This is a genomic window from Streptomyces sp. NPDC038135 (genome assembly GCF_055601245.1).
On the sequence record NZ_JBVJXS010000002.1, the window covers coordinates 393770 to 406294 of the forward strand.

Annotated in this window: 10 protein-coding genes; 7 read left to right on the forward strand and 3 right to left on the reverse strand. The window is 73.7% G+C overall.

The genetic code is table 11. The features are described 5' to 3' along the window. Nucleotides 1–294 precede the first annotated feature (294 nt). Both ACZ7JA_RS06095 and ACZ7JA_RS06100 read left to right on the forward strand, forming a co-directional pair. Nucleotides 295–840, forward strand: coding sequence for a sigma-70 family RNA polymerase sigma factor (locus ACZ7JA_RS06095; protein WP_351660159.1), 546 nt, complete (start codon nucleotides 295–297; stop codon nucleotides 838–840). Nucleotide 841: 1 nt separating this feature from the next. After that, the gene (locus ACZ7JA_RS06100; RefSeq protein ID WP_470807410.1) at nucleotides 842–1894 is read left to right on the forward strand and encodes a hypothetical protein; all 1053 of its coding nucleotides are present in this window, start codon (nucleotides 842–844) and stop codon (nucleotides 1892–1894) included. A gap of 275 nt (nucleotides 1895–2169) precedes the next feature. Here ACZ7JA_RS06100 and ACZ7JA_RS06105 read toward each other — a convergent pair whose 3' ends face one another. Then, nucleotides 2170–5478: a S8 family serine peptidase gene (locus ACZ7JA_RS06105; RefSeq protein WP_470807416.1), complete on the reverse strand. Its 3309-nt coding sequence runs from the start codon at nucleotides 5476–5478 to the stop codon at nucleotides 2170–2172. Between the two features lie 156 nt (nucleotides 5479–5634). After that, complete coding sequence (locus tag ACZ7JA_RS06110) at nucleotides 5635–6177, reverse strand: CGNR zinc finger domain-containing protein (RefSeq protein WP_450745827.1); 543 nt, start codon at nucleotides 6175–6177, stop codon at nucleotides 5635–5637. A 126-nt stretch (nucleotides 6178–6303) separates the two neighbouring features. On the opposite strand from ACZ7JA_RS06110, the gene ACZ7JA_RS06115 reads away from it, so the two are divergent. From ACZ7JA_RS06115 to ACZ7JA_RS06135, 5 genes are all read left to right on the forward strand, one after another. After that, the gene (locus ACZ7JA_RS06115) at nucleotides 6304–6753 is read left to right on the forward strand and encodes a VOC family protein (RefSeq protein ID WP_470807418.1); all 450 of its coding nucleotides are present in this window, start codon (nucleotides 6304–6306) and stop codon (nucleotides 6751–6753) included. An 11-nt stretch (nucleotides 6754–6764) separates the two neighbouring features. Beyond that, nucleotides 6765–7652, forward strand: a complete 888-nt coding sequence (locus tag ACZ7JA_RS06120; protein ID WP_389446704.1) for a pyridoxamine 5'-phosphate oxidase family protein — start codon at nucleotides 6765–6767, stop codon at nucleotides 7650–7652. A gap of 9 nt (nucleotides 7653–7661) precedes the next feature. Further along, nucleotides 7662–8150, forward strand: a complete 489-nt coding sequence (locus ACZ7JA_RS06125) for an NUDIX hydrolase (protein WP_450745831.1) — start codon at nucleotides 7662–7664, stop codon at nucleotides 8148–8150. 200 nt (nucleotides 8151–8350) lie between these two features. Then, nucleotides 8351–10126 carry a TIGR03767 family metallophosphoesterase gene (locus ACZ7JA_RS06130; RefSeq protein WP_351659240.1) on the forward strand — a complete coding sequence of 592 codons (1776 nt, stop codon included), beginning with the start codon at nucleotides 8351–8353 and terminating at the stop codon, nucleotides 10124–10126. 78 nt (nucleotides 10127–10204) lie between these two features. Then, nucleotides 10205–11374 carry a serine hydrolase domain-containing protein gene (locus ACZ7JA_RS06135; protein ID WP_470807426.1) on the forward strand — a complete coding sequence of 390 codons (1170 nt, stop codon included), beginning with the start codon at nucleotides 10205–10207 and terminating at the stop codon, nucleotides 11372–11374. 57 nt (nucleotides 11375–11431) lie between these two features. Here ACZ7JA_RS06135 and ACZ7JA_RS06140 read toward each other — a convergent pair whose 3' ends face one another. Continuing rightward, entirely contained in the window at nucleotides 11432–12469 is a 1038-nt protein-coding gene (locus tag ACZ7JA_RS06140) for a hypothetical protein (protein ID WP_351659246.1), read from the reverse strand. Nucleotides 12470–12525: the final 56 nt, after the last annotated feature.

Genomic DNA, 12525 nt, shown 5'->3' on the forward strand with positions numbered 1-12525 from the left:
GCTTTTCCATCATGCGGCCAGTCCCGGTCCACCTGTCCAATTCTTTGCGGCGCCTGCCCGCGTTGTAAGACGCGATCACTCCGGGTCCGGTTCTGGACCTCCGTCGTACGCCGCGCTGAGCTGCAGATGTTTCCCCGGCGGCGGCCCCGCGCCGGAAGCTGTGCTGCGGGGTCCCTGCCCGTCGGGGAACCGCCCACACGGTGGTGTGATGTACGCCTCCCGGGACCTCGGCGTCCGGCCGAACGTTTCCGCCGCCTCGTGCGTCGTAGGGGCAAACGCGTGAGGGGGTGGCTTGTGCTGCGCGGAAGGACGCGCCGCGACAAGGGGGCGTACGCCGGTGCGGACCGTACCGGCGGAGACCCACTGGACGCGGCCCAGGAACGCCGGGTGCGGGCGGTGCTCGCGCTCGGCGGAGTGCCGCAGGCGGACCTGCCGGACGGGGTGCAGCAGGTCCGTCTGCGGCTGCTGGAGCGGGCCGCGAGCGGGCGGGAGGCGCCGCGGGACGTGTCGGCCTGGGCGGCGGTGGTCGCCTCCAACCTCGCCATGGACTGGCACCGGGCCAAGCGGCGCCAGGAGCGGCTGGGGGAGCGGCTGGCGGCCCTGCGCGAGCCCGCGCACCCGTCGGGCGAGGAGACCAGCGTGCTCTCCCTCGCCGTCGCCCGGGGGCTGGACGAGCTGCCCGACGCCCAGCGCCAGGTCCTGGTCCTGCGTTTCTTCGCGGACCTGCCGGTGCGCGGCATCGCCGAGGAGCTGGGCGTTCCCGAGGGCACGGTCAAGAGCCGGCTGCACACGGCGGTCCGCGCCCTGCGCCGGCGACTGCACGAGGACGAGGTGGTGTGAGATGCCCGCCGGACACGAGGACACCGGGGAGCACGGCGGCATGGACGCCCTGATGGCCGCGATCACGGGCGACCCGCTGCCGCCGGACGCCCACGACGACCCCGCCCTCCTCGCGCGGCGGTGGTCGGCCGAGGCGGACGTGGCGGTGCTGAGGGACCAACTGGTCTGGCTCGCCGAGGCCCTGACGGGGGAGCGCCAGACGGAACGACCGGCACCGGGGGCGACGGACGCCGGGCGGGCGGGGGCCTTGGCGGCCGCGCACGACCCCGGCCAGGGCGGGGCGGACGGTCCGGGTACCGGCCCGGCCGGGCCCGAGGCCGCCTCGGGTCAGGACGGTCCGGGCGGGGACAGCATGTCTTCCCGCAGCGCGGACCCGGCCGGGTCCGAGGGCGACGGCGGGCCGGCGGCGAGTGCCGCCGCGGGCGCGGCGGAGGGGATCGCCGCGGGCGGTCGGGGGGCCGGTCGCGTGCGGGCCGGGGGTCCCGGCGCCGCCGGGGTCCGCGGGCCGCGGGCCCCCGGCCGGGCGCGGAGCGTCCGGCGGCCGGGCCGGCCCGGCGGAGTCCGGCGCGGGGCGCGGGTGGTGCTCGGTTCGGTGGCCGGGGTGATGGCCCTCGGGCTGGTGGCGGGGCTCGGCTGGGTGGCGGTGCGGTCCGGTGGCGGTGTCTCGGCGAGCTCGGACAAGAGCGCCGACGCGAAGAGCCGGGCGGACGGCCCGGCCGAGGCCGGAAGCGGCGCGGCGCTCTCCTGCTACCGGCTGCTCGCCGAGGGCACCGTGGCCGGGGTGGACCGGCGGACGGACGCCCCCCGGATCCGTGTCGTGCTCACCGTGACCCGCTCCTACCGCCCCTCCCACGGCCCGTCGGAGGTCGCCTTCCTCCTCGGCGACGCCGCGAGCCCGGCCCCGCGCGAGGGGCAGCACGTGCTGGCCGGGGTGGTCCGGGGCGGCCGGGAGGCGACCCTGTGGGCCGTCGGCGACGCCCGCGTGGCCGCCGAACGCGCCCGGATCGCCGGGACCGGGCCCGAGTCCGCGCCCGCCCCGTGCGACGAGCCGTGAGCGGGACACGGTGACGCGGTGGTGGCGGTGGGCCGTGGTCGTGGGGGCGCTGCTGCTGCTCGCCGCGGCGGCGGTCGCCGTCCTCGTCGTCTCGGAGCGAGGGCACGCGGACGCGTATCCCGCCTGCGGGACGACGGGGACGACGGGGACGACGGGGCCGACGGGGACGACGAGGCCGGCCGGGACGGCCTGCGCCCGCGGGTGGTGACCCGGCGGACGACAAGAGGGGCGGGCGCCCGTGTCCGGACACCCGCCCCTCTGCTGGGATCACCCCGTTACGGCGTGACCTTCTCGATCTTCACGCTGCCGGTGCCCGCGGCCGTGCCGCGGCCGTTCACCAGCTGGACCTGGCCGAAGAACGCGCGGCCCGCGGGGGCCTCGGCGGCGGCCGTGACCTGACCGGTCACCGTGGCGGAGTCGCCCGTGCCGAGCTTGACCGCGGCCGAGCCGTCGACCGAGACGGTGCCGAGCGTGCTGGAGAAGAACACGTCCCGGTAGTCGTAGTCGGTCGAGCCGGCCGGAACCGAGTAGCCGACGACCTTGACGGTGTACGTGCCGGCGGCAGGGGACGGGATGGAGACCGCCTCCTCCGAGTCGCCGTCCGCGGACTGCGCGACCTGCGTGCCGTTGGCGTCGTACACGGTCAGGTCCAGGTCGGCACCCGCGTCGGACACGTTGCCGATCGCGACGTCCAGGGACTTGGCGCCGGCCGGGACGTCCACCGTGGTGGTGTGCGTCTCGCCCTCCTTGATGGACGGGCGGGACGACTCGGAGGAGCCCAGCGGGCCGCCGACCAGCTTGCCGTCCAGCGCCGCGTACTTGTTGGTCACCTTCCAGGAGACGGCGGCCGGCGTACCGACCTTGGCCTCGGGCACGGTCACGGTCTCCGGGTCGAAGACCGCGCCGAGCACGGTGACGTCCAGCTCGTACGGGTTGTCGAGCAGCGGGGAGGTACGCCGGGCCTCGACCTCGACCTCCCAGACGCCGGGCTGCGGGTCGGCGTAGGAGCGGACGTCCGGCTTGCAGCCGTTGCCGTCGAGGTAGTTGTTGTAGCAGTACGGGGTGCTGGTGTTGTCCACCGGCGTGCCGTACGGGTGGATCGAGATGAAGCGGGTCTGGCTCTTGTCCTTCAGCCCGCCGATCGCGACCTCCAGCGACTTCGCGCCCTCGGGCACGGTCACGAAGTAGGACCGGGTGCTGTTGCGCTGCACCGAACCGGACGCGGAGTAGGTGTAGTTCACCGGGGAGGCGACCACGACGGTGGTGAGGATCTGCTTGTCGACCCCCTCCGTGCGCGGGTCGTCGACGTCCAGGATCGCGCTCTTCAGACCGGTGGAGCCAGGAGCCGCCTGGACCTTGACCGTCACCGGCTGGTTCAGCGGCAGCCGCACCTCGTCGTCGCCGAGGATCCGGAAGGTCCGGCCGGCGTTGTTCTCGATGCTCAGCTCGTGCCGCAGGGCACGGTCCGGGCCGGAGGTGCGGGTGATCGTGACGTCGTACGTCTTGCGCTGGCCGGCCTTCAGGCCGCCCTCGCGGTCGTACAGACCGGTGCCGAAGCCCGGGGTCTTCAGCGCGTAGTCGATCGCGGTGTCGACCGGCGCCTTCACGGTGTAGTCGTGGGCGGTGGCGCCGTCGCGGACGGCGTCCCAGGCGTCCACGATGTCGATGAGGCCGGCGCCCTCCTCGTAGGCCTGCACGCCGCTGATGTGGTCGGCGGTCGAGGTCAGAGCCGTGCGCAGCTTCGCGGGCGTCAGGTCGATGCCCTTCTGCTTGGCGGCGCTCAGCAGCAGCGCGCTCGCGCCCGCCGCCTGCGGGGAGGCCATCGAGGTGCCCTGGAGCATCGAGTAGCCGGCCGGCAGCGAGTAGCCCGCCTCGGCGACCGGGGAGCCCGGCAGCCAGGTCTGGGTGGTGTTGATCGCGGCGCCGGGCGCGCTCAGGGTCGGGGTGAAGCCGCCGTCCTCACGCGGGCCGCGCGAGGAGAAGGGCATCATCGCGTACCTGGTCGCGACGGCCGAGCCGTAGTTGGCCGCCCAGGTGTCCTTGGAGATGGTGGCGCCGACGGAGATCACCTTGTCCGCGAGGCCGGGGTCGCCGATCGTGTTGGCGCCGGGCCCGGAGTTGCCCGCGGAGATCACGAGCTGGACGCCGTAGGTGTCGATCAGCCGCGTGTACAGCTCGGCGCGCGCGTTGTTGCCGTCGTTCAGCGCCGGCAGACCGCCGATGGACATGTTGACGATGTCGACACCGCGGTTGGCGACGAGGTCGATCATGCCCTCGGTCAGCGCGACGTTGGTGCAGCCGCCGCTCCACGTGCAGGCCCGGGAGGAGACGAGCTTCGCGCCCGGGGCCGCGCCGTTCATCCTGCCGCCGAACAGCCCGTTGGCGGAGGTGATGCCGGCGACGTGCGTGCCGTGCTCGGACTCGATGACGCCGATGTTGACGAAGTCGGCCGTCTTGCCGACCCAGTCGCCGCCGTACGGGTCGGTCGGCACGTCCTTGCGGATCTGCACGACGAACGGCTGGCGTTCGACCACGTCCGTCTTCGGGTCGTCGGTGCCGAAGTACCCGATCTGGTAGCCGTCCTTGTACGGCTTCATCGGGGTGTCGTCGGTGAAGTCGAAGTTGTTGTTCAGGTCGACCCGCACGGTGCCGGCGGCCGGGTCGTAGAGGACGCCCCAGACGTCGGTGGTGTCGCCGTCCCGGTTGGCGTCGCCCTTGGCGTCGCCGCCGGCCGTCGACGACTCGCGGAACAGGTTGACCTGGTAGCTGCCCGCGGGCGCCTTCCAGTTCGCGCCGCCGTAGGCGAAGGACGGACCGCTGACCGGGTTGGTCATCCGGCGCCAGGTGCCGTCGCCGTCGATGATCGGGTCGGTGGCGGTCACCCAGTCGGTGATCTTCCGCTCGCCCGTGGTGGTCTTCTGCAGCGCCGGGTGGCCGAGGTCCACGCCGGAGTCGAGGATGCCGATGGTGATGCCCCGGCCGTCCGCCTTCGGGTGGTCCTTGACGAAGTCGACGGCGCCGGTCTCGAAGGACGGGTTGTACGGGTTCTCGGCCGGGGTGTTCCTGCCCGGTCCGGAGTAAGTGGTCGCCGAGCCGTGGCCCTTGGCGCCCTGGGCGGTGTCCGCGGCGGGCGTCGGGTCGTCCAGCGGGATCTCCTGGCGGAGGTCGATCGCGTGCACCGAGGACAGCTTCGCGGCGGCCGCGATCGCGGAGTCCGCCTTCGCCGTCGGGACGGTGGCGCGGACGTAGCCCAGCTTGTCGTAGGTGCGGCCCACCGAGCCGCCCTTGACCGCGTCCAGCTCCGAGGCGACCTGCTCGGTCTGCCCGGGCGCCGTGGCGATCATCATCGTGACGTTCTTGTCGCCGTCCGCCTTGGCCTCGGCGAGCCGGTCGGCGTCTTCCGAACCGAGCTTGTCGTGGGCGGACTTGACGGCGGGATCGGCCGTGGCGGGGGGCGCGTCCGCGCCGAGGGCCAGCGGTACCGGCCCGGCCGCGGAGAGGGCGGCCACCACGCCGACGGCCACGGCTATGCGGGCCAGGCGTCTCGGGCCGGATATCGGGTCGCGCTCGGGGGTGTGGGTCATCGGCATCCCTTGCAGGTGAGAAACCAGTGCCGGACGAGCGCACAGCTTTACCCAAGGCAAAGGAATTTGGGGACCGTTGACCTGAACGTAATCAATGTATGGGGAAAACCCGCGATGGGATTTGGCGGGATGAATCCCGTCGCGTCCCGGATTGGCTCAACTCTCCTTGGAGCGGGCGTAATGCCGGGAGGCCTTGGCGCGGTTTCCGCACGACGCCATCGAGCACCAGCGGCGGGTGCCGTTGCGGGAGGTGTCGAAGAAGTGCAGGACGCACGCCTCGTGGGCGCAGCGGCGGATCCGGTCCGGGGCCCGGTCGAGCAGGTCCAGGTAGTCGCGGGCGGCGAGCCAGGCCGGCGCCCAGGAGGCGTCGGCGAACTCGGGCTCCTCGAAGGCCCCCTCGCCGGTCAGCCGTGCCCGGATGCGCCCGTGCGCCAGCACGGCGTCCACGAGCGGGGCGCCCTCCTCCAGCGACCCGTCCACCGCGGCGCCGAGCGCCTCGCGCGCCTGCCGCAGATGGCGCAGCACGTCCTCGTCGGCCGGGTGCTCGCCGTCCAGCCCGTTGGCCGCGAGCCACACCGCGAGGCCGTCGGTGCCGTCGAGCAGGTCCTGGGGCGCGCCGTCCCTGTTCCACCGGGTGTTGAGCAGGTCGAGCGCCAGGGGCTCGCCGGTGAGCGGGCGGGGGTCGCGGGCGGTGGGCATGACCGGCTCCTTCTCTGCTAACCGCTCAAGCGTACGTGACCGGTTGACGCAATGCTCTCTAACTGTCTAACGTTGCCCATGGGGGTTAGAGAGTCCCGATCGCGGGACAGCCCCGAAGGGAGAGCCATGACCTTGCGCACCGGTCACACCGGCCTGAACGTCACCGACCTCGACCGTTCCCTTGCCTTCTACCGGGACGTCCTGGGCTTCGCACTGCTCGCCGAGGGCAAGGAGGACGGCCGCCGGTACGCGTTCCTCGGCGAGGCCGGGGGAGACGGGCCCGTCCTCACCCTCTGGCAGCAGGCCGGCGGCCCCTACGACGGCGGCCGGGCCGGGCTGCACCACCTCGCCTTCACGGCCGGCTCGGTGGACCGGGTCCGGGAGTACGAGGCGGCGCTCCGGGCCGCCGGGGTGGAGTTCGCCCACGAGGGCGTGGTGGCCCACCGGGAGGGGTCGGCCTCGGGCGGGATCTTCTTCCACGACCCGGACGGCACCCGCCTGGAGATCTCCGTCCCGCACGGCGCCGAGGATGCGCCCGCCCCGCACGCATCCGATCCGACCTGCGGTTTCTTCTAGAAAGCGGTGCCATGAGCGTCTATCACGCCGGTTCCCGCGCCGTGCAGGACCTGGTCGGCGTACGGGACCGCGCCGACCACGTCGGCCGCTCCCTCGGGCCGGACCTCAAACCGGTCGCGGCGGCCTTCCTGGAACTCCAGCCGCTGCTCGTCGTGGGCGCCGCCGACCCCGCCACGGGCCGGGTCTGGGCGTCCCCGCTCGCCGGCGCCCCGGGCTTCGTCCGGGCCACCGGGCCCCGGCAGGTGTCCGTCACCGGCGGGCCGCCCCCGGCCGACCCGCTCGCGACGGCCCTGGCCACCCCGGGCACCGCCGTGGGCGCCATCGCCCTCGATCCGCGCACCCGGCGCCGGATGCGCCTCGGCGGCCGGGTCCGGCCCACCCCCCGGGGCTTCGCCGTCGAGGCGGAGCAGGTGTTCGCCAACTGCCCCAAGTACATCCAGCGCCGGGAGCTCTGCGAGCGGGTGCCGGACCGCGTGCCGGGCACCCCCCGCACCCTGGACCGGCTGGGCGCGGAGCAGGCCGCGCTCGTCGCGGCGGCCGACACCTTCTTCCTGGCCACCGTGCACGCCGACGGCGCCGACGCCAGCCACCGCGGCGGCAACCCCGGATTCGTCCGGGTCGTCTCACCGGACGAACTGGCCTGGCCGGACTATCCCGGCAACGCCATGTTCCGCAGTCTCGGCAACCTGTACGCCGACCCGCGCGCCGGACTGCTCTTCCTGGACTGGACGACCGGCACCACCCTCCAGCTCACCGGCTCGGCCCGCACCCGGTTCGGCGCCGGCGGCGAGCGGACCGTCCGCTTCACCGTCACCGGCGCCGTGCACACCCCGGCCGCCCTGCCGCTGCGCTGGTCCGCGCCGGAATACTCACCCGCCAATCCGGACAACCCGCGCTAACGTCCCCTCATGCGACAGAAGTTGAGGGTGGCGGCCTACGCCGTGTGCGTCCGTGACGGACAGATCCTGCTGGCCCGTTCACCGGCCCCCGGCGGCGGCCACGAGTGGGTGCTGCCGGGCGGCGGCATGGAGCACGGCGAGGACCCGTACGACACCGTGCGGCGCGAGGTCGCCGAGGAGACCGGCTACCGGATCGAGGTGACCCGGCTGCTCGGCGTGGACTCCTCCCGCCATGTCTACCGCGGCGGCCGGCCGCCGCGCCGCACCGACCACCAGGGCGTGCGGATCGTCTACGAGGCCGGGATCACCGGCGGCGAACTCCGCCACGAGATCGGCGGCTCCACCGACTTCGCGGCCTGGCAGGACCTCGACGCGGTGTCCGGCCTCACCCGGATCCGCCTCGTCGACGTGGCGCTGCGGCTGTGGCGCGAGCGTCCGGAGACCGGACATCTCGGACCCGGAACCCACCCACTGCCCCGGCAGATGAACGAGGAGTGACCGGCCCCCGGCCGCGCGCGTTCGACTCCATGACCGCGCCGCGCACACCGTGATCCACGTTCGGTGATCGGTGTTGCGCGTTGCCGCCCTGTTCACGCACAGGTCATCCCCGGTGCGAACCATCCAGAGCGAGCGGGGCGTCGGCGCCTGCGACGGCCCGCGACCACCGCCGACGCGTTCGCACCCGGGGAGACCGCGCCATGTCGCGCATACGCTCTGTCGCCACCTCCACGCTGGGGGTCCACCGCCGTACCGTGCTCGCCGCCGCCGGAGCCGTCTCGCTCTCCGCGGGCGTCGGCTACGCCCTGCGCCCCACCGAAAGCCAGGCCGCCACCGCCACCGACGGCCGGGCCGCGACCACCACCGCCGAGACACCCGTCGCCACCTCACGCAAGGCGGCCCCGGCACCCCTCGCCCCCTACACCAAGGGCACCACCCTCGCCTCCGTCGCCGCCCCGCTGAGCGGCTCCGGCTACCGCCGGCTCGGCGACGGCCCCGGCTGGAAGCGGGTCGTCCGGGACGAGCTGGCGGCCCCCAAGTCCGGCCGCGCGGGCCGCCGTACCGCCCTCGCGGCGTTCGTGCAGTTCACCGACCTGCACCTGATGGACGTGCAGCACCCGCTGCGCCTGGAATTCCTGCGCGCCCACGACCCGCACGCCTGGCGCCCGCACGAGGCGCTCACCGTGCCCGGCGCCGTCTCGCTCGTCGAGCGGGTCAACGCGCTGCGCGGCGCCCCCGTCACCGGCGCGCCGCTGCACTTCGTGATGACGACCGGCGACAACACCGACAACAACGCCCACTCCGAACTGGAGTGGTTCATGACGGTGATGAGCGGCGGCCGCATCACCCCGAACTCCGGGGACCCGCGCCACTACGAGGGCGTGCAGAACAGCGGCCTGAAGCAGTACTGGCAGCCCGGCTCCACCGCCCGCGACAGGGACAAGGCGCTCGGCTTCCCGTACCTGAAGGGCTTCCTGGCCGCCGCGACCCGGGAGGTCCGCAGCCCCGGCCTCAACCTGCCCTGGTACTCCACCGTCGGCAACCACGACGCCCTCCCGCTCGGCTGCTACGGCTCCCACGGCGACCCGTACCTCACCGAGGCGGCCATCGGCGGCCGGAAGCTGATGAGCGTCTCCGCCGCCGACGCCAAGAAGCTGCAGGACGCCATCAAGAACGCGACCGACCCCGAGGGCGTCGGCTACCGCGACTTCCTCAAGGCCCACGCCCGCTCCGCGCGCCAGGTCACCCCGGACGAGAGGCGGGCGCCGTACACCCGGGCCGACTACCTGAAGGCCCACCTGGACCCCGCCCACCAGGGCCTCGGCCCGGCCGGCCACGGCTACTCCTCGGCGAACCTGGACGCCGGCACCCAGTACTACGCCTTCCGCGTCTCCGAGGACGTCATCGGCATCAGCCTCGACACCACCGACCCCGGCGGCCACTACGAGGGGTCCATCGGCACCGCCCAGCTCACGTGGCTGGACAGGACGCTCAAGGACAACAAGGACTCCTACGCCGTCGTCTTCAGCCACCACACCAGCAAGACCATGACCAACACCCGCCCCGACCCGGACCGCCCGGGGGAGCGCCGCCACAACGGCGCCGAGGTCGTCTCGGTGCTCTCCTCCCACCCCAACGTGCTGGCCTGGGTGAACGGCCACATCCACCGCAACGACATCACCCCGCACCGGGCCTCCGGCGGCCGCGCCTTCTGGGAGGTCTCCACCGCCTCGCACGTCGACTTCCCCCAGCTCGCCCGCGTCGTCGAACTCGTCGACAACAAGGACGGCACGCTCTCCGTCTTCACCACCCTGGTCGAGTCCGCCGCCCCGCACCGCGCCGACCACGCCGACCTCTCGCAGACCGGCCTGGCCGCCCTCTACCGTGAGCTGTCGTACAACGCCCCGGGCGCGAGCAAGGCGCTCGCCGGCGACGCGGTGGACCGGAACACGGAGCTGGTGCTCAAGAAGGGCTGAGAGTCACTCGACCGAGTGACGGTCAGGCACGATCGCGCGCACTGCCGGGTATCACCCCCCGACGGCACCGAACACCACATGTTGGGGGACAGCATGCGCGTCCGCATCGCCCTGGTGGGCACCACCGCCCTGTTCCTGTCGGCGGCCCTGGCGGGGCCGGCCCTCGCGGGCGCACCCGCCGCGGCCGGCCGGGACGCCGGCGGCCACCAGGCCACCCGCCGGGCGATGGAGGCGGCGGTCGCGGCCGGTGTGCCCGGGGTGACCGCCACCGCCAGGGACTCCCGGGGCACCTGGTCGGCGACCGCGGGCGTGGGCGACGTCGTCACGGGCGCGCCGCGCTCGCCCGCCGACCGCTACCGGGTCGGCAGCATCACCAAGACGTTCGTCGCCACCGTCCTGCTGCGACTGCAGGCGGAGGGCCGGCTCGACCTGGACGACACCGTGGACACCTGGCTGCCCGGGCTGCTGCGGGGCCACGGCCACGACGGCCGGGAGATCACCGTCCGGCAACTGCTGAACCACACCAGCGGCGTCTACGACTACACCTCCGACGCGGACTTCGTCCGCGACCACTTCCTCAAGGACGGCTTCTTCCGGCACCGCTACGACACGCTCACCCCGCGCGACCTGGTGGAGACCGCCATGCGGCACGAGCCGTACTTCGCGCCGGGCACGTCCTGGAAGTACTCCAACACCAACTACGTCGTCGCCGGCATGCTGATCGAGGAGGTGACCGGCCACTCGTACGCCACCGAGATCGAGCGGCGCGTCATCCGGCCGCTGCGGCTCACCGCCACCTCCCTGCCCGGCACCCGGGTCACCGTTCCCCGGCCCAGCAGCCGCGCCTACTCCAAGCTCGCCCTGACGACGACGGGCCCGACGTACGACGTCACCGAGCTCAACCCCTCCCTCGCCTCCGCGGCCGGGGAGATGATCTCCGACTCGGCGGACCTCGACCGCTTCTACTCCGCCCTCCTGGGCGGGAAACTGCTCCCGGCCCGTCAGCTCAAGGAGATGAAGACCACCGTGCGCGTCCCCGGCTCGCCGAACACCGGTTACGGGCTTGGCCTGATGGACACCAGGCTGGGCTGCGGCGTCCATGTGTGGGGCCACGAGGGCGCCATCCACGGCTCGGCCTCCTCCGCGGTGACCACGGCCGACGGCCGGCACTCCCTCGCGGTCGACTTCAACGGCGACTGGTCGGGCGGCACCGGCGCCGTGACCGAGAAGGAGTTCTGCGGCGGCTAGTCCTCCGCCCGTCCTCCGCCGGCCGTGCCGTTCGTCCCCGGCCCCGGCCGGACCTTCCTACCGTGGCAGCACCACGACGTACGCGGCCGGATCGCGGTCGCCGGACGCCATCAGGGCCGTCCGGACCACCGCCGCCTGCTGCTCCATGGACTCCCTGAGCTTGCGGGGCGTGATGTGGACGACCGTGATCCCCAGCCGCTCCAGGTGCTCCCGCCTGCGCGCGTACTCCGACCACGTCGCGTCCTCGTCCTGCCGGGGCCCGCGGGTGTCCAGCTCCACCGCGACCGCCTGCTCGGGCCAGTAGGCGTCCACTCCGCCGAGGTGCGGACCACCGGGCAGGCGCAGGTCCACGTTCCAGACCGGGTCCGGCAGCCCGTGCTCGCCGACCATCCGGTACAGCCGGGTCTCCGCGACCGACCGTCCCTCGGCCACCAGCGAGTCCACCGCGCCCACCACGTGCGGCCGGTTCAGCAGCTTCGCCCGGGTCAGCTCGCGCACCACGGCGGCGGGTTCGCAGTGGCCGTCGCGCACCGCCTCGGTCAGCAGCCGGCGGACCGCGCCCGCGTCCGTCAGCCCCGCCACCGCGTCCGCCAGCGCGCGCGGCACCGGAGCCACCGGCAGGCCCGTCACCGCGACGGGCGTGGGCAGGTCGGGGGCGCGCAGCACGCGGACGTAGCCCGTGGTGCGCAGCCGGCGCAGCCGCGGGACCAGGACGTCGACGCTGTCGAGGGAGAGCAGCGGCGGGGTGCAGGAGAAGCCGTACAGGGTGAGCGCCGCCAGACCCGTGATCATCGTCTCCGGGTACACCGGGCGGTGCGGGTCGCCGGCCGTGGGCTGGGTGGGGACGCCCGGCGCCGACTCCCGCGCCGCGTACAGCAGCGCGCCGTGCAGCCGCTCCTCGCTGGTCGGCGGGCCGGAGTGGAGCAGGACCACGTTCGGCAGCAGGAGCTGCCAGGCGCCGCCGGGACGGCACTGCTCGTTCAGCTCGGCGGTGGAGACGCCGTGGGAGCGGAGCTGAGCGGGCGTCATGATGCGCCGGCGGACGTCGGGAAGGTGGCGCAGGGTGCGGGGCGAGAGGGGGGTGTCGTGCGTCATGGCCTCGACGTTCCCGCGCTTCGTCCCCCCTGTAACCGCTGTTACACGCTCGTTGA